Origin of the sequence: uncultured Aquimarina sp., from assembly GCF_947492115.1 — a bacterium.
Taxonomy (GTDB): Bacteria; Bacteroidota; Bacteroidia; order Flavobacteriales; family Flavobacteriaceae; genus Aquimarina.
The window spans coordinates 1-22042 of record NZ_CANLMM010000014.1 but is presented as its reverse complement, the minus strand read 5'-3'; the positions used below and the strand labels follow the sequence as shown (position 1 = coordinate 22042).

The window sequence follows — 22042 nt, the reverse complement described above, 5'->3', positions numbered from 1 at the left end:
ATGCTATACGTCGTTTTATTCTTCTTAATATTTTCCTTGTACTTATACGTTGTTCTAGGTGGTGCGGATTATGGAGCAGGGATTGTAGAGATGTTTTCCTCAGAGGAAAACCAAAAAATCACAAAAAAAACAATTTATAGAGTCATGGGACCCGTATGGGAAGCCAATCATATTTGGATCATTATTCTCATAGTAATATTATGGATTGCATTTCCTGCGTATTATAATATCTTAGTAGTGAATCTACATATTCCATTAACGATAGTTTTATTAGGAGTTACCCTTAGAGGTGTTGCCTTTGTATTTAGACATTATGATGCTGTCATTGATAATTCGCAGAAATTATACGATGCTATGTTTAAAATATCTAGTTTGATTACACCGATATTCTTAGGTATGGTTTTCGGAGGATTGATTAGCGGACAAATTATACTAACAGAAGATGTCGAGAATCTTTCGTTCTATGATGTTTTTATAAAACCTTGGTTTAATGTATTCAGTATTTTAGTTGGGTTGTTTTTTGCAGCTTTATGTGCGTTTTTATCTTCTGTATTGCTTATTGGGGAATCGGTAAGAGGAAAGGAAAATATTTATATCCGAAAGGCAGGAATAGCCACTATTGTAGTTTTTATAACAGGTTTAATAACTTTTATTTACGGATATATCAGCGAATATAGTTTTGTTACCGTATTTGTTACAGATCCTTATGCTATTGTTGCTATGTTTATCTCAGGATTACTTTTAATTCCTCTTTGGATTACTATAAAAAAAGGACGTAGAGTGTTAAGCAGATTTTTTGCAGGTTTACAGGTTTTTTTAATTCTTCTCGCAGCATTTGTAGCCCATTTTCCGAACATAATTATTACCAAAACCAATGAGGTGAGTTTATTAGATAATATAGCTCCTGATAGTGTAATTAATGTACTTGGGATATCACTAATTATCGGTGGCGCAGTTATTCTTCCTGGGTTGTTTCATTTATTAAAATCATTTAAAATGATTAAGATTTTAGAACGCCATAATAATCCTTCGCAATAACGAAAGTATTTTTATATTTGTGTCCCATTTTCGGGTAGTAGCTTAGTCCGGTTAAAGTGCTGGTCTGGGGGACCAGAGATCGGAGGTTCGAATCCTCTCTACCCGACAAAAAAATCCAATAGTCTGATTTAGTAGACTATTGGATTTTATTTTTCTTTTTTCTTTTACAAAAGATCAATATTCATGATCATTTTAGAAAAGCAAAAGAGCAGTTTTATAGCAAGTTATTTGATACCAGTACTACTAGTTCCTTAATCGGAATTTATTCACTGCATCTGATATTTCATAACCTAGACGATATCCTTCTACACAGTCCATTCTAATATGAACTCCCAGAGGAATTCTGGAGAATGCATTTTCTTCTGCCATTTCAGAAAAGGAATCAAATTGTCTTGGATCTCCTAAAAACTCAGTTCTTCCTTCGTGTGTACGATCTGTAAAGTTAATATCGTTTCCAAACTCATCTATGAATATTCCTGCAGCAGCAGATGCAAATGTTGAGTGGCCAGATGGGTAGCCAGGAAATGTTGGATTTGGCCAAAAAATAAACTTGAATAAATTTGTCTGATAATCAGGATTAATAAACTCCTGAATATATACACTAGGACGCATAACTAAATATTCATATTTATCTGCCCAAGATGAAACTGCAGCATCATTTAGAGAAAAACCTAATTTGAGTAACATCGCCAATGATTTAGCATAATCAAGGTTATATTGATCAATAAGTTGATAGGCAATAGCGATTTGCCTACCTGGAGGACTTACCATTAAACCTTCAACATCATCAGACCAAAATTCTGCGATCCATAGATCTTCGTTATTTTCTTCAGCGGCTTTTGTACTTACAGTATAAACTTCATCCATCTCAGCATAATAATCGCTTTGTGGATCGGTACTATAAGTAATTGGTGGTGGAATACTGCTTGTTTCTTCAGAAGAAATTATAAAAGTCCTTACTTTTCCCCAATAAGGAAATAAACCACGTTCTTGCTCTGCGCTATAACTCCATAAACCTGGACCAATAGGAGGTTCATAATCTAATGGTTGTGGCTCTAGAATTTGTGTTTCAGCTTCAGTGTCTGTTTGGCTATATGCAATAACTTGTTCTGCCACATGAGTTCCCCATTCAATAGAATTTCGGATGTCACGTCTTCTTAAGCGTTTAGAAAGCTCGTCTTCATATTCGGATTGTAATTGACCAATTTTAGCGTCTATTATAGGATCAATGTTATTCATGAAATGATCAAAGACAAGAGCATAGCACGTGTTTAATGCCAGATCTAAACTGATATTTCTGTCTCTTTCTCGTTGGTCTATTTGTAATTCATCAAATCTGTTTTCTACAGATCTATATCCACGCATATCTTGTACAGCAGTTTCATATGCAGCCAAGTGTATATACGCCAAAGCTCTTGCAGTGGCATTTGGTCGCATTCCGAAGGCATGTTGATCTAGTTCTACCCATAAAGAATTCCAATCCATAATTAGATCAGTAGTAGTATCAGAATCATTGGATCCTTTACTAGCATCGTCAATACTTTCGGATCCTAAAGCTTCTTCATCTAATTCCTCATTATCATAAGAACAAGATTGTATTAAAATTGCTGTTATCGAGAATATCAGTAGTATTCTGAAATTTGTTAGTTTCATAAATTTGAATAGTTAATTGTTAGACTAAAAATCTTCACCTTTCATGTTAGAAAAAGAAGATTATTTTCCTTTAAAAATTGCTTTGGTACCAAGCAATTTTTAAAAAATGTAAGTGTTGAATTCAAAAAGGAATTTGTTATAGTTTGCTCGAACATTTTTAGAGCGGATATACAAACCTTTTTCGAAGCTTAGCTAAGTGTGTTACAGAAAGAATAACTTAAGATCTTGGATTTATATTGCAAGGGGATATTACCCTTTCAGCAGAATGTTTCCGAGGACTATTGAATGATGTTTTATCTTCAGTGAATCGATGTTTATTTTCAGTAAATGAGCATTTTTACCTAAAATCATAACAGTTGTGGTTCACCATTTTAGGAGTAATGTGAAACCCATAATTATTTTAAAAAAAGAGAAAGGAAAAGAAAAAAATTATGACGAAATAGAAAATACTTTTTGAAGGATGATATGAATTTAACCTATTAAAGTAATTCTATGTTTTTGAAAATTAGAAAAGGTTAAAGAATGTAAATTATTCCTTAAGAACAAAGGATTTTTATTTTATGATGAAATTTATTTGTTAATTTGAATATGAGATTAGATTATGCTAGTATAAAAGATGAGAGCACCTTTATTCTAACCGACTTTAATTGTACTCCTGCTTTAGATTTACTGAAAGATAAAGGACTTTATAAAATTCTATGGAGTCGAGGACAAGCTGTAAGTTTTAGAGTTGATGGTTCACTGATCGAATTAGAGAAAGATCAGATCATTTTTTGTACACCTATTAATGTGTTAGAAATAGATAAGGATACTGAAGGGATTGTTTCTTTAGTTTTTAATAGAGAGTTCTATTGTATTCAGGATCATGATCAGGAAGTTTCTTGTAATGGTTTTTTGTTTTTTGGTTCTTCGGTTCCGCAAATATTAACATTAAAAGGTAAGGATAAAGATAGTTTCTGCTCTATGTTTGACTCTTTTGAGGAAGAATTTAAGAATAAGGATCAAATACAAGGTGAAATGTTGAGAACACTCCTTAAAAGTTTTTTAATTAAATCGAGGAGACTGATTAAACAAGAATTACCAGATCCTGGATTGCCCAATAATCAATTAGATATTATTCGAAGATTTAATGTTCTTGTCGAAAAGCATTTTAGAGAAAAACATCAAGTAGCTGATTATGCGGATTTACTTTTTAAATCTCCTAAGACATTATCCAACTTATTTCATAAGTACAGTGATAAGTCTCCATTAGCTACGATTAATGAACGTATTGTTGTAGAAGCAAAAAGGTTATTATTATACTCTGATAAAACATCAGAAGAAATTGCTTATGAGTTGGGATATAAAGAAGCAGGCCATTTTTCGAAATTTTTCAAAAAACACGCTGGATCGAACCCATCAGAATTTAAGAGTAAAAAATTAGCAAGCTCATAAAAAAAGATATAAAAAAACCATCTACCTCAGGCAGATGGTTTTTCAGTTATAAATAGAATTTTATTTAATTCTTCATATTGTCTTTTACCAAATTGTAAAAGTCATTAAACTTAGGATCTATGATAATCCTAGTGACAGTTTCAATTCCTTCGGTACCATACTCACTCTTTCCTAAAGCTTCCATTCTTTTAGGATCTACTTTATAATCTGTCTGTAGTACTCTAACTACAGAAGCAGCTTGTCTAGAACTTAAATCCCAATTATCGATTAACTTTTTGCCATCTAATTTTAAGGCATTACTATTTCCTTCTACGATTATGTTTAAATCAGGATTCGCATTTAATGTTGCCGCAATTTTTTCTAGTGTAGGTTTCGCCTTATCATCAACGATATAACTTTTATCATTTTCTCCAAAAAGAGTAGTATTTGGTAAAATAATATGGATAGTACCGTTACTAATTTTTAGATTATCACCACCGATAGCGTTTTTAAATTTGCTAAATACAGCAAGGTTAATAGAGTCATTGGCAGTTATTGCATCGTTAATAACGTTTAATTGTCTATCTTTTTCCTTTATAATCTCTTGAGATGTCTGTAGATTACTCGCTTTTTTGTTTGATAATTCAGTAAAACTATTCATGTTAGCAAGCAGAGTAGCATTGGTCTCTTTAAGATCTGCTACCTGTGCTTCCATAGTTTTTACTTTGGACTGACTTACTCTTTCATTCTTTCTGGCTTCTACAAGCTCTCCATCTTTAGTTCTAAGTTCTTGTCTAAGCTTATCAATTTCAGCTAATAAATCTTTCTTTTTTTGAGCTTGTACCACAGTATTGGTTAAAAAAAGTACAGAGGCTAATAAAATAATTTTTCTCATGGGTTTAAGCGATTTGTTGCAGTGGCAAAAATAAACAATTTTATAAACTATGCTTTTCAAAAGAGGATTACTACTTTTTTAGCAGCTTTTCTGCAGTTGCAATGCTAGAATTGATTTGCTCTTTCAATTTATTTACTTCTACTTCTTCTTCTTTTAAGATATTCATCTTAGCAGTAAATTTTTCCATATCCTCGGTAGTAACATCTTCTCCATGTGGAAATTTAGAACTAAAATCACTCATCCAATCCATCATAAAATCGTAAGAGTCTTTTAGATCCTTTTGTGCTTTTTCATAATTTTTTCCAGCGGCTGTAGTATCAATTTTAGTACCTAATTCTTTTATTAAAGAACTCATTGTTCCCATTTTGGGCATTACTTCATCATGAACATCGATTACTTTTTGCATAAGTGCATCGAATTCTTGTTCTTCTTTAGATAATTCATTACAAGAAAAATTGAAAATAAGTCCCACGATTAATAATAGGGACCATAACTTATTGGTATTCATTGGTATGTTTTTTTAATATTTCAAATGTATTGTTTTTTTAAATAATCGGCTTACTATCATCATAATGGATTAAGAAATTTTAGAGAATCTGTATTTTCTTAGATATTCTATTGCTAAAATGATTAGAATACTGGCACCAAACAACGGAAAAATAATAGATAATATACCAATTAGTAGTATAACTCCGTACCCAACTTTAAAGGAAGCAGGAACTTTTGGAACTCCCCAGCTTCCCTTTCTTTTTCTTAATATATATGATGCTAAAGCTGAAACACTCATAATGGTTAATAAAATGGCTGTGATTAGAATTAACCACCAATTCCAACCTCCAAACTCTCCTTGATGAAAAGCCATAAACCACATTCGTCCTCTCATTAAAATCCCTACATCTTTCCAGGTGTGCTTGAGTATAGGTTCTCCTGAATATTGATCAAAGTGGATACTCTGTTGAGATGTTAAGTCTGAAGGATTGAAGTTTGAAACGCTAAACACTCCAGATGGTCCTTTCGGAAATCCTAAGCTTACAACTCCTGATAGCTCTAAAGCTTTTGCGGTAACTACCATTTGATCTAGTGTAAAAGCTTTTCCAGAAATAGTAGATTTTAGTTGATGTCCGTGCCATGTACTGGGATATCCGGTGTTTGTTACTTTTTGTATGGTTTTAAAATTTTGCCCAAAAACATCCGTCCATGGAAAACCTCCAGCAAGAATCATTAGCAATAGGATGGATATCCAAAATCCAGAAACTGCATGTAAATCTCTGTAAAATGTTCTTTTGTCTATATTGGTTCTTGGTATAAAGTACCCTTTTAATTTCCATCCTCTTTTTGGCCACCAAATGTATAATCCAGTTACAATGAGTACAACCATCCAACTTGCAATAAGCTCAATGATTTTAGTGCCGAATCCACCCATTAGTAATTCTCCGTGTAATTTTCGTATGCTATACATGGTAGTATTTTTTCCGATGATTTCTCCAGAAACTTCACCAGTATAAGGGTTGATAAAAATGCTACTTTTATTACTAAATCTTCCAGAAACAAACTCTGTGGCTTGGTTTGGAGATATTTTTAATACAAGTGAGTTTGGTTTCTTAATAGCGTTTTTATTTGCAATATCCCATTGTTCTTGTAATGAAATGGGAGTTCCTGTAACCGTAACTTCTTTAATATGTTTTTGTCTGGGCGTTTCATAATCCGATTTAAACAAATAAATGATTCCGGTTAAAGAAAGCAAAAGAACAAACGGAAGCGATATTAATCCTGCTATAAAGTGCCATTTCCAAAGCCAAGCATTCAATTTCGATTTTTTTTTCATAATGTAATTATTAAAAAGAAAACTTAAAAAGTCTACTGCTACACTTTAATAGATATGCTATATTGGTTATTGTAGCAGCAGAAATTCGTTTAAATGGTTTATTAAAAATTATATCTCATCCCCAGATGAAATGCTCTAGGATTTCCAATCGTAAAACTATTTTCTCCTCTAAATCTGTTGAAAGAGGTTCTGGCAGCATATAATTCATCAAAAACATTTAGTGCATGCCCCCAAATTTCAATGCCTTTATAATTAAAAGTAGCTCTGAGATTAAATACATTATGTCCATCATAGGTTGCTGTCCCAAAAGTTCCATCTTCATTTTCCACTTGATTTTCAAAGCTTGTATTGTATTCTCCAACAAGTTCGTGTTCTGCGGTAATCGTAAAACCAAGTTTTCCAAAGGTATTACGATATGTAATTCCTGAAGTTCCTAATAGATTAGGTGCTGTTTCTCTTTCGGTATCTGAGTAATCAATTCCACTATCAAAAAAGTCTACATAACGATGTTTTGCATAACTACCATTATGAGATATAGATAACTCTTTTAATACGTTCCATGTAACTCCATATTCTATACCATAAGATCTGGTTTTACCAGCATTCGTATTAAAAAAGTTGTCATCATCATCTCGTAAAGTGATTAAAGTATTTTTACCTTCTAATAGATATACGGCAGCATCTAGTTTTAGTTTAGAAGGAATCGTAAAATATCCTCCAATTTCATAGTTATTATATCGACTAGGTTTTATTCCCTGTACTTGATTTGTATTTCTATATAATGTAGATACTTGCGGAGGCGTAAAACCTTGAGAGTAATTTGCGTACATTCCAGCTTTGGAAGAGAAATTATAATTAATTCCAAGTTTAGGAGTTAGATTGTTAAAATTATCAACGGTATCTTCTACACCTACAATACCATCTGCTTTGTTATCGTAATCATATTCAAAACCGTCATATCGTATTGCTGCGGTAATTTTTAGTGGATCGATAGGAGAAATTTCATACTGTAAAAATCCCGCATAATTAAAGATATCTGCTTCGTAGTTTAACAGAAAATCTCCAGAATTAATACTGAAGTCAATATTTCTTCCGGTTTCGGGATCAACAATAATACTGGTAGTTTCGGCAACGTATTTCTGAGGAGAAAAATCTCCAGTCGCGCCAAGAATTAATGATGAATTTGCAAAGTTGAAATCTAGTTTATGCTGAATCAATCCCACAAAACTTTTAAATTGATTAGAGTTTACTTCTCCAGATCCAAAACCTGTTAACTGTCCTTGATCTCTAAACTGACGAACTCTATATGACGGATTTTGATCCATAGTATTATCCCTGAATATAAAATTGAATGATGTCTTATTATTTTCATTCCAGAACTTATCTAAGGTAGTTCTGACTCTTAAAGCCAAAGCTTCTCGCTCTGTAAATGTTTGATCACTTTCAAAGTTTCCTCCTAAGTAATCTGATTCACTAAGAGAACCGGTCATGTCTGATCTATAGTCTATGATATCTAAAACCGTAGTCCATTTTGTAGAAGGGGAGAAGTCATAGACAGTTTTAAAAGTCACAGCAAGTTTTTCATAATCACTATGTTCTATTGTCCCATTTTCTCTTTGTACATAATGACCTCCTAAATAAAAACCGAAGTTATCACTTGTTTTATCAGATACTTCTAATTCATAACGAGATAAACCGATATCATTAATTTGGAATCCTAGACTTCCGCTTAGACTTTCTGTTGGATTCTTGGTGATGAAATTAAAGCTACCTCCGATAGATTCACTTCCGTAGATACTTGAAGCAGGACCTTTTAGAACTTCAATTCGCTCATAAGAAACATCGTTCATCTCTAGTAAAGCGTTATGATTAAATACAGAAGTAGGACGAATCTGTAATCCATCTTCTAGATATAGGAACAATGCTTTTGTGGAGATCGGAGATCGAACAGCCATAAAATGTTGTTCATTACTCGCAGCTCTGGATGTAGACATAAAAACACCTGGTACTTGATTTACTAATTGATCGATACCAAAAGCTTTGGTTTCTTCTATGTTTTTGGCAGATATCGTAGCAATAGATCCAGGTACTTCAGAACGTTTCTGAATTTCTCTACTAGCTGACGTTACTAATACTTCTTCTAAAGCTACGTTGTCAACAGTTAAGCGAATGATATTTGTTCCAGTTGTAAGCTGTACTGTTTTGGTAATGTATCCTAAAAAACTAACGGTTACTTTAGTTGAGTTTTGAAGGTTAATTTCAAAAGATCCATTTAGATCTGACATTACACCATTAGAAGGTGTACTGGTTTCCGATATGGTTGCTCCTGGTAATGGATTGTTAGAATTATCCACAACTTTTCCTTGAAAAGTTTGTGCATAGCTATATACTCCTACACAAAGAAGTATAGCTAATAGTATGATATTTTTCATTATTAAATTCTGTAAGCAATCAGTTTAGACTGATGTGTGCTTATTTGTTAAGTTGAATGATTAGAGTTAAATTAATACGCTATCACGAATTCATTTTTAGGTATATAAAACCATCAAAAAATTCTTAGCTTTTTGTTACAATAATGCATAGAGTATTGTGCCCACAAATAATTGTTATAAGCGGTTTGTAAAAAAATCACAATCAATTAGTGATTGATAATTATGAAAAATATATCTCTGGCGGATGATCTATAACTTTGGAAACATCTTTTGGATGAAAGTTCATCGGTTTCCAATTTTTTTGAAGTGAGAACTGAAAATTAGGAACACTTGCTATACATAATGTGTTATCCTCAAAAAATAATGGGAGAAAAGCTTCTAGAATTGGAATCGAAGCTTCTGAATTGTTATTATCAGCCATCGAACTCATTTTCATCTGAGTCATCAAATAACACTTACCGTTACAGTTTAACTTGGGTCTTTCTTTATTAATACAATACTTCTCTATAATACTATCAATATTTAATTGATAATAGAGTATGTTACTAATTTCTATAGTAGGTCGTAACACAAAGGCAATAAAGATTAATATGGAAAAAAAGACTCTCAAAGAGTGTAGGTTCTAATATTTTTTGCAAATATACTACTCTAGACAGAAATTAATAGAAAGCCAAACTATAAAAAATGTGAATGTTTATCAAAGAAGTTTTAATTGCTAGTTTGTTTTGATAAACAAAAAAATCCCTCAAATCATTGTCATTTGAGAGATTTAATATTATAAAAATCGATAGTTTTACCTGTGAATTGTTTGTGTTCTATCAGGTCCTACAGAAACGATAGTAATAGGAGTTTCTAATTCTTTTTCTAAAAACTCGATATACTCATTTAATTCCTTAGGAAATTCTGATTTATCACTCATCTTAGTAAGATCTTCCGACCAACCTTTCATTTCTGAGTAGATTGGAGTAACATTCTCTGGTTCGATATTATAAGGAAGGTGATCAATAGTTTCTCCTTTATATTTATAAGCGGTGCAAACCTTAAGCGTATTAAAACCACTTAAAACATCACCTTTCATCATCATTAATTGTGTAACTCCATTAACATGAACAGCATATTTTAGGGCTACTAAATCTAACCAACCACATCTACGAGGTCTACCAGTAGTAGCACCAAACTCGTTCCCAACACGTCCCATTGTTTCTCCATCTTCATCAAACAATTCAGTTGGAAAAGGACCACTTCCTACACGTGTGGTATATGCTTTAAAGATTCCAAATACTTCTTTGATTTTATTAGGAGCCACACCTAAACCAGTACAAGCACCAGCAGCAGTAGTATTAGAAGAAGTTACAAACGGATATGTTCCAAAATCAATATCTAATAATGAACCTTGTGCTCCTTCAGCTAATATTTTCTTACCATCTTTTTGCGCTTTATGTAGATATTCTTCACTATCAATAAATGTTAATGATTTTAGAGTTTCTACAGCTTCAAAAAAATCTTGCTCTAGTTCTTGTAAATCGTATTCGATTTTTGCATCATAGAAATCGATCATCGCCTCATGCTTATTCGCAAGATTGCGATAACGTTCTTTCCAGTCGCTTAATTCTAGATCTCCAACACGAATACCATTTCTACCCGTTTTATCCATATATGTAGGACCAATTCCTTTTAGTGTAGAACCTATTTTCGCTTTTCCTTTAGAAGCTTCTGAGGCCGCATCTAGAATTCTATGTGTTGGTAAAATTAAATGTGCTTTTCTGGATATAAGAAGTTTTGATTTGTAATCGATATTAAACTTTGCAAGATTATCAAGTTCTTTTTTAAAGATTACCGGATCGATTACCACACCGTTTCCTACTAAGTTAACAGCTTTATCATGAAAAATTCCACTAGGAATCGTGTGTAAAACATGTTTGATTCCGTCAAATTCTAAGGTATGTCCCGCATTTGGTCCGCCTTGGAATCTCGCTATAATATCATAATTTTTTGTAAGAACGTCTACAATTTTTCCTTTACCTTCGTCTCCCCACTGAAGACCAAGTAATAAGTTTACCGCCATTAGTTTTCTTGATTAGTTGGTTTCTTTTTAGTTCCGTAGAAATACAATGAATGATTTGTTATTTCTACATCAAAAATTTCTTCGATTGTTTTTTTTATGGATTGTATTCTAGGATCACAAAACTCTAAAACATCACCAGAATCTGTTAAGATAAGATGGTCATGTTGTCTATCGAAATAAGATTTTTCGTATTGTGCCTGACTCTGACCGAATTGATGCTTACGTACTAATTTGCAATCCAAGAGTAATTCTATAGTATTATATAGAGTAGCTCTACTAACACGATAGTTTTTGTTTTTCATTTTGATGTAAAGTGATTCTATATCAAAATGTTCTTCACTTTCATATATTTCTTGAAGTATAGCGTAACGCTCAGGTGTTTTTCTATGACCGTTTTCTTCTAGAAAACTAGTAAACACATTTTTAACGATATTTTGATCGTTTTGCGTAGTTGTTTTGGTACTCATAATGATTTAAAAAACAAATTTACATTATTTTTTATTAGTGAGAGACCAATTTATGAATACTTATTAATAAAAAAGTAAGATCAATTATTCTCGAATGACTTTGTCGATTCCATTGATCTTAGAAAGATTTTGAATAACAGTCTTAAGAGTATTTTTGTTTTTCACACCAACGGTTATTTTTCCTGTAAAAACACCGTCATTAGTATCAAAATTCATATTGTAAATAGCTAGGTGCATATTATTAGAAATGATCTGTGTCACCTCATTAACTACACCGATATTATCAATTCCGTTAAGTCTAATTACTGCCTTGAACTCTTCTTGGCTAGAATCTATCCACTTTGCTTGAATAATTCTGTAAGCATAATTGCTCTGCATTTGTAAGGCATTCGGGCAGTCCTTTTTATGAACTTTAATACCTTCATTTACAGTAATAAAACCAAAAACATTGTCTCCTGCAATAGGATTACAACAATTAGATAGTTTGTACTCTAATTTTTCTGAGTCTTTACCAAATACTAATAAATCATATTTAGAAGTAATTTCATCTTTGTTGACATCTTTTGCATTGCCACGACGAATTCTGTTTTTAATAAAATTCATAAAAACATTACTTCGCGCAGTAGCAAACTCCTTGATTTTCTGGTTATCGATCGTACCTATTCCAACTCTATAGAAAAGATCTTGACTAGTTTTTAATTTAAAATATAAAACCAGTTCATTAACCACTTTTTCTCCCATAGTGATTTTTTGAGAGCGTAGTTTTCTTTTAAGGATTACTTTTCCTTCTTCGGCGATCTGTTTTTTCTCATCTCGTAGAGCAGATTTAATTTTAGATCGTGCTCTTGCAGTGGTAGCATAATCTAACCAAGTCGATGTTGGTTTTGATTTTGCAGAGGTTATGATTTCGACCTGATCTCCACTTTTTAGTTCATGACTTAGTGGGACTAATTTATTATTTACTCGTGCGCCTCTGGTTCTAAGTCCAACTTCTGTATGAACACTAAAACCAAAATCTAAAGCGGTAGCTCCTTTTGGTAGTGATTTAAGATCACCTTCTGGAGTAAAAACAAAGATTTCTTTGGAATATAGGTTTAATTTAAACTCTTCTACAAAATCTACCGCATTTGCCTCAGAGTTTTCTAATGCTTCTTGGAGCCTGTTTAACCAACCATCTAATCCTTGATCTTGTTTTTCTTCGGTGTTTTTATATTTATAGTGGGCAGCATAACCTTTTTCCGCAATTTCATGCATACGCTCACTACGAATTTGTACTTCTACCCATCTGCTATCTGGACCAATAACAGTAATGTGTAATGCTTCATAACCAGTAGATTTTGGTTGAGAAATCCAATCTCGAAGCCTTATTGGATTAGGGCGATAATAATCGGTAACAATAGTATAGATTTTCCAAGCAATGAACTTTTCATTTTCAATATCTTCCGCTTTATAGATAATTCGAATTGCGAATTTATCATATACTTCATCGAAGGAAATATTTTGTTTTACAATTTTACGTCTAATAGAAAAGATAGATTTAGGTCTTCCTTTGATTTCGTAATCTAGCCCTTCTTTGTCTAATCCTTCTTTGATCTTATCAGAAAACCTTTTGATATAAGCATCTTGCTCTTCTTTACTTTCTTTTATTTTTTCAAAAATGTCCTTGTATACCTCAGGTTCTGTGTATTTTAATCCTAAGTCTTCTAACTCTGTTTTAATATTATAAAGCCCAATTCTATGAGCTAAAGGAGCATAAATATATAATGTTTCGGAAGCAATTTTGACCTGTTTATCTGGTCGCATCGCATCCATAGTTTGCATATTATGTAGTCGATCGGCAATTTTAATGATAATAACCCTAACATCATCATTAAGGGTAAGTAGCATCTTCCTGAAATTTTCCGCTTGTAGCGAAATATCTTTATCCTTTTTTAGAGAAGATATTTTTGTCAATCCATCTACAATTCGAGCAACTGTTTCTCCAAACATTTGCTCGATATCCACTAAGGTATATTCGGTATCTTCTACAACATCGTGTAACAATGCTGCAGCTATGGAAGTGGCATCTAGCCCAATTTCACTTGCTACAATTTTAGCAACAGCAATAGGGTGGAAGATATAGGCTTCTCCACTTTTTCGACGTTGGTCTTTATGCGCATCTACAGCAACATCGAATGCTTGTCGTATAAGTTTCTTATCATCCTTACTTAGGTCTCTATAACTTATACGAAGCAATTCTTTATATTGCTTTGCAATTTGTTTGTTTTCCTGTTCTATAGCGGCTTCGGTCATACTACAAAGTTTTCTTAGAAAGCCTTTTTCAATATGATTGTGCGAAAAACTCCAGAAATTTTCTTGTCTAGAAAAATACTAGAGTAATAGTTAAAAATACAACTAAGAATTGTAACCACCAAGTCTATTTCACTTGATTTATTTGCGTATGTTTTTAATCCTTTGCAAAAGTGTTGGATGTGAGTAATGTATGAAAACCATTGCTGGATGTGGAGTCAGATTACTTAGGTTGTTTTTAGATAGTTTTTTTAAACTATTGATGAGTGCTTCTCCATCATAAGAGTTTTTTGCGTAATCATCCGCTTGGTACTCAAATGCTCTAGAAACAATGTTCATAATTAGACCTGTAATTTCTGATATCGGACTATATAAAATTCCAAAGGCTATTAATCCGATATGAAAAGAAGGAACTTCTACGGATAGAGCTTCAGAAAGAAGAGGGTTTGCGATAAAAAGAGACAAAAACCAAAGTGTTATTCCTGTTAGTAAAATGGATAAAAGGAGATTGATAATTACATGTCTTTTTTTGTAATGTCCCACTTCATGCGCAAGTACAGCTACAATTTCTTCTTTGTTTAAATCTTTAATCAAAGTATCGTATAAGGTAATTCGTTTTTCACTACCTAAACCAGAAAAATAAGCGTTGGCTTTAGTACTTCTTTTGGATCCATCAATAACAAAAATATCCTTTAACTGAAAACCTACGTTCATTGAATATTCTTGTATAGTATCTCTTAACTCTCCAGGCTCCAAAGGTGTTTGCTTATTAAATAAAGGTACTATAAGTTTTGCATAAAACATGTTCATGGCAAGTGTAAAAATAGAGATAAGCGCCCAAGCGTATAACCAGAAATATTGACCAGTAATTTCATAAAACCACATAATTAGAGCTAATAGTCCGCCTCCAACAATAATCATCATCACAATACCTTTTATCTTATCTATGAAAAAGGTCTTTATCGTAGTTTTATTAAAACCAAATTGCTCTTCAATAACAAAAATTTTGTAATACGATGCAGGAGTAGATAGTATATCACTACAGATCATAATGATCCCAAAAAAAATAAGCCCAACTACGATTGAGTTGTCAGAAAAACTTCTTGCGATCCCATCCACCCACGCAAAACCATCTAGGAAAAAGAAAAGTAACATGATACATAAGGAAATAGAAGAGGAAACTAACTTGAATTTATAATTAGCTTCTTTATACGCAATCGATTTTTGATACTCATCTTCTGGATATACATCAGAAAGTTCTTCAGGGATGTTATTGTTGTAATGCCTAGCATTCAGTATATCTAGTAAAGAATCTATGAGAAAAACTATTATGATAATAGCTATCAATAGATTAAAGAGCATATTTGATGTCATTTGTATAGGTTTGTAGCTTTGGGATTTGTAGGTTAAGTAAGTTAATGATTTTTTAAATATCAGACAACAAAATCACGTTGCCGTTTTGCTTCAAAAATTAAAATTCCTGCAGCTACTGAAACATTCATCGAATCTATAACACCACTCATGGGGATTTTGATATTTTGGGTAGTGTTCTTTAACCACTCATCGGTTAAGCCTTTATCTTCAGTACCAACGACAATTGCTGTTGGTTTAGTATAATTTTGTGTGTAATAATTTTCTGAAGATTGTAATGCAGCTCCATAAATAGCAATGTTTCTATGATTTAGGTAGGCGATTATTTCCGCAGTTGTGCCCATAGCTATGTTATTTGTAAAAACACATCCTACACTAGATCTAATGATATTTGGGTTGTAGAGATCTGTTCGAGGATTAGCAATGAGAACGGCATCCACTTTTGCTGCATCTGCTGTACGTAATAGCGCGCCTATATTCCCTGGTTTTTCTGGGGATTCAGCCACTAAAATCAATGGGTTTTTATTATCTAAATCAAGATTGTCTAATGACGCTTCTTTAGATTTTGCAATGGCTAAAATTCCCTCGGTAGTTGACCTATGTGATAATTTTTGATAAATTTCTGTAGTAATTTCAAAAGTGTCAATAGTACGAGAAGTTCTATCTATTATAGCGGATACATCTTCATTCGGAATAATTGTGGGGCAATAGTAAATTTGTAATAGCTGATATCCACCATGAATAGCTAAAGAGATTTCTCTTTTTCCTTCGATCACAAATTTTTGCTCTTTTTTACGTAACCTAGATTTTTCTTTTAGCTGATGTAAAAACTTGATTTTTGGATTTTGTAAACTGGATATTAAGAGCATGAATCGTATAACTTTTGATCAATCCGTAAAATAAAGGTAATTCTTATTCCTATACAATAATTGTTCTTTTAATTTTATTGAAAACTATTGTAAAACAAGATGCAATTAAAAAACCTCGTCAAAAATGACGAGGTTTTTTTATAAGTGAGATAATATTATTGTTTAAAAAATTACTTTACTTTTTCTACAATCGCTTTAAAAGCTTCTGGGTTGTTCATTGCTAAATCTGCAAGAACCTTACGATTCAATTCGATATTATTAGCTTTCACTTTTCCCATAAATTGAGAATAAGACATACCGTGTAAACGAGCACCTGCATTAATACGAGTGATCCATAAAGCACGGAAAGTTCTTTTTTTGTTTCTGCGGTCTCTATAAGCATATGACATTGCTTTATCGACTGCATTTTTTGCTACTGTCCAAACGTTTTTACGACGTCCGAAGTATCCTTTTGCTTGCTTAAGAACTCTTTTTCTTCTAGCTCTTTTCGCAACAGAATTTACTGATCTTGGCATAATTTTAAATTTTTTAGTAGTAGGCGGTCAATAATTTGACACTTTGTCTTTTTTATAAAAGGCCCAACTCCTGGGTTTATAATAATTTTAACCTGATTAAAAAATAATTACTTTAAACGTAATTGTTCTTTAATACTATTTTCATCGCTTTTATGCACTAACGTAGAGTGCGTTAAAGCTAGCTTACGCTTTTTAGACTTCTTTGTTAAGATGTGACTCTTAAAAGCGTGCTTTCTTTTGATTTTACCAGTTCCTGTAAGCTTAAAACGCTTTTTAGCACTGGATTTTGTTTTCATTTTAGGCATTGATCCTTGTTTTTATAATAATCTCACTTATTATTTTAAACTTCTTTTTACTTATTTAGTCTTTTTAGGTGCAATGAACATAATCATTCTTTTCCCTTCTAGTTTCGGCATTTGCTCTACCTTACCATAATCTTCAAGTTCCTGTGCAAGTCTTAATAATAAAATTTGCCCCTGATCTTTATAAATAATAGAACGTCCCTTGAAGAAAACATAAGCTTTTAATTTAGCTCCTTCACTTAAAAACTTGATTGCGTGTTTTTTCTTAAACTCATAATCATGTTCATCTGTATTTGGACCAAATCGTATTTCCTTAATGGTTACTTTGGTTGCTTTGGTTTTAAGAGCTTTGTCCCTTTTTTTCTGCTCGTATAAGAACTTTTTATAGTCCATTATTTTACAAACAGGAGGTACCGCTTTTGGAGAAATTTCTACAAGATCCAATTCTTGCTCTTCAGCAAGTGCTAGTGCTTTTTTAGTTGGATAAACACCAACTTCTACATTGTCGCCTACAAGACGCACTTCATCAACTCTAATTTTGTGATTGATTCTGTGAGCATCTTCTTTAATTACTCTTAGTGGTTTCTGAGACCTTCTTCTTCTTATTGCTATGACTTAAAAATTTAAATTAAACTTAAAATTTATTTCGGTTATCCATTAAATGGTAATAACGTCTTATTTATTTCTTCTGTTATTATTTCTGTGAACTTTTCGATACTAATCGCTCCGATATCTTCACCTCCATGTTTTCTAACCGATATCGTGTTGTTTTTCTCTTCTTGTTCCCCTACAATTACAATGTAAGGAATTTTTTTCATTTCTGCCTCTCTTATCTTTTTACCCATGGTTTCATTTCTATGATCGGCAAGGGCGCGAATTTCGTTATTTTCTAACAAATTTAAAACTTTTTCAGCGTATTTTTCATATTTCTCGCTGATTGATAGGACAATAACTTGTTCGGGCATTAACCAAAGTGGAAAGTTTCCAGCAGTATGTTCTAGTAAGATTGCAATGAATCTTTCCATACTTCCGAAAGGAGCTCTATGGATCATTATAGGTCTGTGCATTTCGTTATCACTACCTTTATATTCTAAATCAAAACGCTCTGGTAAGTTATAATCTACCTGAATAGTTCCTAATTGCCAACTCCTTCCTAAAGCATCTTTGACCATAAAGTCGAGCTTAGGACCATAGAATGCTGCTTCGCCACTTTCAACTACATAGTCTAAACCTTTATCTTTCGCTGCACTTATAATAGCATTTTCAGCCTTTTCCCAATTTACAACATCACCAATATATTTTTCTGGTTTATCGAGATCTCTAACAGATACTTGAGCAGTAAAATTTTGAAACCCAAGAGAGCCAAATACATAAAGTACAAGATCGATTACTTTTTTAAATTCTTCATCGAGTTGATCAGGAGTACAGAAAATATGTGCGTCATCCTGCGTAAATCCTCTTACTCTAGTAAGACCATGTAGTTCTCCACTTTGCTCATAACGATATACAGTACCAAACTCAGCATAACGAATTGGTAAGTCTCTATATGACCACGGTCCACTTTTGTATATTTCACAATGATGCGGACAGTTCATAGGTTTTAACAAAAACTCTTCACCATCTGCAGGTGTATTAATCGGTTGGAAGCTGTCTTCACCATATTTAGCATAATGGCCAGAGGTTACGTAAAGCTCTTTCTGTCCAATATGAGGAGTCACAACCATTTCGTAACCCGCTTTTTTCTGAGCTTTCTTTAAAAATTGCTCTAAACGTTCGCGAAGAGCGGCACCTTTTGGTAGCCAAAGAGGTAATCCTTGTCCTACTCTTTGGGAAAAAGTAAAAAAACCAAGTTCTTTACCTAATTTTCTGTGATCACGTTTTTTGGCTTCTTCTAAGAGTTCAAGATACTCTTTTAGTTCCTTTTGCTTCGGGAAAGAAGTTCCGTAAACTCTTGTGAGTTGCTTGTTATTTTCATCTCCTCTCCAATACGCACCCGCAACACTCATGATCTTTACAGCTTTTATGATTCCTGTATTCGGAATGTGTCCTCCACGACATAAATCTGTGAATGTGTCATGATCACAGAAAGTAATCGTTCCATCCTCTAGGTTTTCAATAAGCTCTACTTTATATTCGTTGCCTTCTTCTTTATATTTTGCTAAAGCGTCAGCCTTGGAAACAGATCTCATTTTAAAATCATGTTTCCCTCTCGCAATCTCAAGCATTTTATCTTCAATTTTCTTGAAGTCTTTTTCAGATATAGTTTGATCTCCAAGGTCTATATCATAGTAAAAACCATTATCAATCGCCGGACCAATAGAGAGTTTAACTCCTGGAAACAATTCTTCTAAGGCTTGTGCTAATACGTGAGAAGTAGAATGTCTAAATGCCGCCTTACCTTCATCATCTTTCCAGGTAAATAATACCAAATCACCATCGGTTGTTAATTCTGTAGAGGTTTCTATAGTGGTACCATTGAATTTTGCAGAAATAACATTTCTTGCAAATCCTTCACTTATATCTTTTGCTACATCCATAGCAGTTAAACTGCTATTGTATTCTCTAACTGAACCGTCAGGTAAGGTGATCTTAATCATTATAATTTGTTATTAAGTGCGCAAAGATAATACGATAATGAAAATCTTCACAATAATTACTAATTATTTAAAGTAAATAAAATAAAGAATTCAATTAAAGGGAAAATTGATATCATCCTTTACAGTAGAAAAAGAATACTATACTATCAGTAGGTGTCAAATTCTTTTATCAAATCTTTAAAAAAAACTTCATCAAATAATGAGATATGTATTCTTTTTTGTTCATTTGTGTTAAGAGTAAGCATCTTTGCCCTACAATTTCATGATGAACACGCTTGCAGAAAAACAGAAAATCTTCATTCATAATTACTATTTAAAAACAATATTTCTGATTGGATTGTTTTTAGGTTGTCAAGCCATGTTTTCTCAGGAGTTAGATTACGTCCGTAAGGATTTGGAGAAGAAACTTAAGAATATGAATAATCTAAACCCAGATGAATTCTTTCCTTTAGTAAAACCCTTATTAAATGATAAAAAGGCTCGTATCTGGGGGTTGGATTACTTGGGGAGATACTATATGGAAAAAGAATATGCCGATTCCACCATTTATTACGGAAATAAGATTTATGAACTATCTATAGGAAAAAAAGATTCGTTGTCTTATCAATGGTTAAGCAAAGCTTATAATATGTTGGCTGTTGGGTATGGTTTTAAGGGATTGGTGACTATAAGAGGTGAATACCACTTAAAAGGGTTGGATTTATACGAGAAAAAAGTAGTGGGTAATCAGATGTCTGTTCATCATATAAGAGGATTAGCGGATTACTATTTGGATCAAAAAGAATATGATAAGGCAATACCATATTATAAGAAAAGTATAGAGGTTGATAAGAATAATAGTACTGTGTATTTTTCGTATAACAATTTGGGGCAGATTTATTCTAGAAAAGGAAAATTTAAAGAAGCTTTGTTTTATTTAAATAAAGCATGTGAGGCGCCAGAAGGTTATAAGGCTAGGGGATATTGTTTAGAGAGTATAAGTGCCTGTTATCTTAAAATGGGTGATTTTGATGAGGCTATATATTATGGTGAGCTCGTACAAAATATGTTTGAAGATAAGAATTTGAAATTTGTACTGTTGTCAGGAATAACAATGGCCCAAGCTTACCATGAAAAAAATAACTTCAAAAAAGCAATAGAAATCTATTCGGGTTTGTTAGAAAGAGTAAAATCTAAAGGATTTATTGATATTGAAATTCAGATTTTAGAAAACCTCAGTAATACTTTAAAAAAACAAAATAAATATAAGGAAGCAGAAGAATACACTACATTAAGATATCAGCTAAAAGATAGTCTTCGTAAAATACAGAAGGATAAAGAGATTGCAGAGTTATTAGTAAAGTACGATATTCTTGATCGTGAAAAAAAGATAGAGTTATTGCGTAAAAATCAGGAGATAAAAGATAATCTATTAACATCTGAAAGAAGGTATATGCGGTTTCTTGTTTATGGTTTTTTATTAGTAACAATTTCGAGCATTATACTTATCATTATATATAAGCAAAAATTGACTGCGAAAAATAAGCTGAGTAAACAGCAGGAAGAAATTAATGAAGAGCGAATTAAATCGTTGATTAAAGAACAAGAATTAAAGTTGATAAAAACATCTTTAGATGTTCAAAACACAGAAAGAAGACGCATTGCGCAAGATTTGCATGATAGTATAGGTGGTAATCTAGCGGCCATTAATCTAAAATTAGGTTCGCACACTCAGCAGAATGAAGATTTAGGCTTAATTAAGAAACAAGTGGATGAAACGTATCAATTGGTAAGAAAGATTTCTCATAATTTAATTCCTGATAATTTTTATGGTAATAGATTCTCGGAGGTTTTAGAGGAGTATCTAAATGAAATGGTTATAAATAGTAATATTAAAATAACATTAAGTGTATTTCCTAAAAAAGAAATAGATCAACTGAATGAGAAATTGTCACTAGAAGTTTTTAGAGTTGTTCAGGAATTGTTAACGAATACATTGAAACATGCAAAAGCAACAGAGATTTCATTGCAGTTAGATTTATTAAATAATAACTTTCATATGATCTATGAAGATAATGGAGTAGGGTTTAAGTCTGCGGTAAAGCAAGAGGGTATAGGCTTGAGGAGTGTAAGAGATAGGCTTAAAAAGTTAAACGGGAGTTTAGTTGTGGATTCTGTTATTGGTAGAGGTACTATATTAGATATAGAAATTACGGGAGTAAAAGCATAATGTTTTGGTTCCTTTTCTAAATATTTTATTTTTTTTGATTTGTAACTTTAATGTTTAGAGTGTTTTACAAAAAGGTTAAAAAATAGTTGTATTTTTTTGTTG

General features: G+C 32.4%; 18 protein-coding genes and 1 tRNA gene. 4 read left to right on the top strand and 15 right to left on the bottom strand.

What is annotated here, in order from left to right; all coding sequences use genetic code 11:
• The gene (locus Q1A73_RS23390) at positions 1 to 1038 is read left to right on the top strand and encodes a cytochrome d ubiquinol oxidase subunit II (RefSeq protein WP_299610905.1); all 1038 of its coding nucleotides are present in this window, start codon (positions 1 to 3) and stop codon (positions 1036 to 1038) included.
• A 31-nt stretch (positions 1039 to 1069) separates the two neighbouring features.
• A tRNA-Pro gene (locus Q1A73_RS23385) sits at positions 1070 to 1144 on the top strand.
• Positions 1145 to 1281: 137 nt separating this feature from the next.
• Here the strand turns inward: Q1A73_RS23385 and Q1A73_RS23380 are convergent.
• On the bottom strand, positions 1282 to 2691 hold the full coding sequence (locus tag Q1A73_RS23380; protein ID WP_299610902.1) for a vanadium-dependent haloperoxidase: 1410 nt from the start codon (positions 2689 to 2691) through the stop codon (positions 1282 to 1284).
• Positions 2692 to 3279: 588 nt separating this feature from the next.
• Between Q1A73_RS23380 and Q1A73_RS23375 the strand changes: the two genes are divergently transcribed.
• Positions 3280 to 4125, top strand: a complete 846-nt coding sequence (locus tag Q1A73_RS23375) for a helix-turn-helix domain-containing protein (protein ID WP_299610899.1) — start codon at positions 3280 to 3282, stop codon at positions 4123 to 4125.
• 64 nt (positions 4126 to 4189) lie between these two features.
• Here Q1A73_RS23375 and Q1A73_RS23370 read toward each other — a convergent pair whose 3' ends face one another.
• The 14 genes from Q1A73_RS23370 to thrS all read right to left on the bottom strand — a co-directional run bounded on the left by Q1A73_RS23370 (position 4190) and on the right by thrS (position 19731).
• Positions 4190 to 4999, bottom strand: a complete 810-nt coding sequence (locus tag Q1A73_RS23370) for an OmpA family protein (protein WP_299610896.1) — start codon at positions 4997 to 4999, stop codon at positions 4190 to 4192.
• A 70-nt stretch (positions 5000 to 5069) separates the two neighbouring features.
• Complete coding sequence (locus tag Q1A73_RS23365; protein WP_299610894.1) at positions 5070 to 5507, bottom strand: hypothetical protein; 438 nt, start codon at positions 5505 to 5507, stop codon at positions 5070 to 5072.
• Between the two features lie 69 nt (positions 5508 to 5576).
• A complete protein-coding gene (locus Q1A73_RS23360; protein ID WP_299610892.1) occupies positions 5577 to 6824 on the bottom strand; it encodes a PepSY domain-containing protein in 1248 nt (415 codons plus the stop codon).
• A gap of 101 nt (positions 6825 to 6925) precedes the next feature.
• A complete protein-coding gene (locus Q1A73_RS23355; protein ID WP_299610890.1) occupies positions 6926 to 9256 on the bottom strand; it encodes a TonB-dependent receptor in 2331 nt (776 codons plus the stop codon).
• Positions 9257 to 9476: 220 nt separating this feature from the next.
• Positions 9477 to 9866 carry a hypothetical protein gene (locus Q1A73_RS23350; protein WP_299610888.1) on the bottom strand — a complete coding sequence of 130 codons (390 nt, stop codon included), beginning with the start codon at positions 9864 to 9866 and terminating at the stop codon, positions 9477 to 9479.
• A gap of 183 nt (positions 9867 to 10049) precedes the next feature.
• Positions 10050 to 11321, bottom strand: coding sequence for an adenylosuccinate synthase (locus Q1A73_RS23345; protein ID WP_299610886.1), 1272 nt, complete (start codon positions 11319 to 11321; stop codon positions 10050 to 10052).
• Positions 11321 to 11788: a transcriptional repressor gene (locus Q1A73_RS23340; RefSeq protein WP_299610884.1), complete on the bottom strand. Its 468-nt coding sequence runs from the start codon at positions 11786 to 11788 to the stop codon at positions 11321 to 11323. The genes Q1A73_RS23345 and Q1A73_RS23340 overlap by 1 nt, the downstream gene beginning before the upstream one ends.
• Before the next feature lie 84 nt (positions 11789 to 11872).
• Positions 11873 to 14080, bottom strand: a complete 2208-nt coding sequence (locus Q1A73_RS23335) for a RelA/SpoT family protein (RefSeq protein ID WP_299610881.1) — start codon at positions 14078 to 14080, stop codon at positions 11873 to 11875.
• A gap of 138 nt (positions 14081 to 14218) precedes the next feature.
• Entirely contained in the window at positions 14219 to 15451 is a 1233-nt protein-coding gene (locus tag Q1A73_RS23330) for a M48 family metallopeptidase (RefSeq protein ID WP_299610878.1), read from the bottom strand.
• A gap of 59 nt (positions 15452 to 15510) precedes the next feature.
• A complete protein-coding gene (locus Q1A73_RS23325; RefSeq protein ID WP_299610875.1) occupies positions 15511 to 16317 on the bottom strand; it encodes an RNA methyltransferase in 807 nt (268 codons plus the stop codon).
• A 170-nt stretch (positions 16318 to 16487) separates the two neighbouring features.
• Positions 16488 to 16832, bottom strand: coding sequence for a 50S ribosomal protein L20 (gene rplT / locus Q1A73_RS23320; protein WP_219010935.1), 345 nt, complete (start codon positions 16830 to 16832; stop codon positions 16488 to 16490).
• A 107-nt stretch (positions 16833 to 16939) separates the two neighbouring features.
• Positions 16940 to 17137, bottom strand: coding sequence for a 50S ribosomal protein L35 (rpmI, locus tag Q1A73_RS23315; RefSeq protein WP_027394180.1), 198 nt, complete (start codon positions 17135 to 17137; stop codon positions 16940 to 16942).
• Between the two features lie 51 nt (positions 17138 to 17188).
• Positions 17189 to 17704 carry a translation initiation factor IF-3 gene (gene infC, locus Q1A73_RS23310; protein ID WP_280139552.1) on the bottom strand — a complete coding sequence of 172 codons (516 nt, stop codon included), beginning with the start codon at positions 17702 to 17704 and terminating at the stop codon, positions 17189 to 17191.
• A gap of 80 nt (positions 17705 to 17784) precedes the next feature.
• Positions 17785 to 19731 (bottom strand): threonine--tRNA ligase, encoded by a 1947-nt coding sequence (thrS, locus tag Q1A73_RS23305; RefSeq protein ID WP_299610868.1) that lies wholly within the window; start codon positions 19729 to 19731, stop codon positions 17785 to 17787.
• Positions 19732 to 19993: 262 nt separating this feature from the next.
• Between thrS and Q1A73_RS23300 the strand changes: the two genes are divergently transcribed.
• A complete protein-coding gene (locus Q1A73_RS23300; protein WP_299610866.1) occupies positions 19994 to 21940 on the top strand; it encodes a tetratricopeptide repeat protein in 1947 nt (648 codons plus the stop codon).
• Positions 21941 to 22042 lie beyond the last annotated feature (102 nt).

Excerpts from the sequence above, each read along its gene's own strand:
- Q1A73_RS23345 (WP_299610886.1), bottom strand. The coding sequence starts at position 11,321 with ATGGCGGTAAACTTATTACTTGGTCTTCAGTGGGGAGACGAAGGTAAA.
- Q1A73_RS23370 (WP_299610896.1), bottom strand. The coding sequence starts at position 4,999 with ATGAGAAAAATTATTTTATTAGCCTCTGTACTTTTTTTAACCAATACT.
- Q1A73_RS23335 (WP_299610881.1), bottom strand. The coding sequence starts at position 14,080 with ATGACCGAAGCCGCTATAGAACAGGAAAACAAACAAATTGCAAAGCAA.
- Q1A73_RS23300 (WP_299610866.1), top strand. The coding sequence starts at position 19,994 with ATGATGAACACGCTTGCAGAAAAACAGAAAATCTTCATTCATAATTAC.
- rpmI (WP_027394180.1), bottom strand. The coding sequence starts at position 17,137 with ATGCCTAAAATGAAAACAAAATCCAGTGCTAAAAAGCGTTTTAAGCTT.
- Q1A73_RS23360 (WP_299610892.1), bottom strand. The coding sequence starts at position 6,824 with ATGAAAAAAAAATCGAAATTGAATGCTTGGCTTTGGAAATGGCACTTT.
- Q1A73_RS23325 (WP_299610875.1), bottom strand. The coding sequence starts at position 16,317 with ATGCTCTTAATATCCAGTTTACAAAATCCAAAAATCAAGTTTTTACAT.
- Q1A73_RS23355 (WP_299610890.1), bottom strand. The coding sequence starts at position 9,256 with ATGAAAAATATCATACTATTAGCTATACTTCTTTGTGTAGGAGTATAT.
- thrS (WP_299610868.1), bottom strand. The coding sequence starts at position 19,731 with ATGATTAAGATCACCTTACCTGACGGTTCAGTTAGAGAATACAATAGC.
- Q1A73_RS23375 (WP_299610899.1), top strand. The coding sequence starts at position 3,280 with ATGAGATTAGATTATGCTAGTATAAAAGATGAGAGCACCTTTATTCTA.
- Q1A73_RS23340 (WP_299610884.1), bottom strand. The coding sequence starts at position 11,788 with ATGAGTACCAAAACAACTACGCAAAACGATCAAAATATCGTTAAAAAT.
- Q1A73_RS23330 (WP_299610878.1), bottom strand. The coding sequence starts at position 15,451 with ATGACATCAAATATGCTCTTTAATCTATTGATAGCTATTATCATAATA.
- Q1A73_RS23365 (WP_299610894.1), bottom strand. The coding sequence starts at position 5,507 with ATGAATACCAATAAGTTATGGTCCCTATTATTAATCGTGGGACTTATT.
- rplT (WP_219010935.1), bottom strand. The coding sequence starts at position 16,832 with ATGCCAAGATCAGTAAATTCTGTTGCGAAAAGAGCTAGAAGAAAAAGA.
- Q1A73_RS23390 (WP_299610905.1), top strand. The coding sequence starts at position 1 with ATGCTATACGTCGTTTTATTCTTCTTAATATTTTCCTTGTACTTATAC.
- Q1A73_RS23380 (WP_299610902.1), bottom strand. The coding sequence starts at position 2,691 with ATGAAACTAACAAATTTCAGAATACTACTGATATTCTCGATAACAGCA.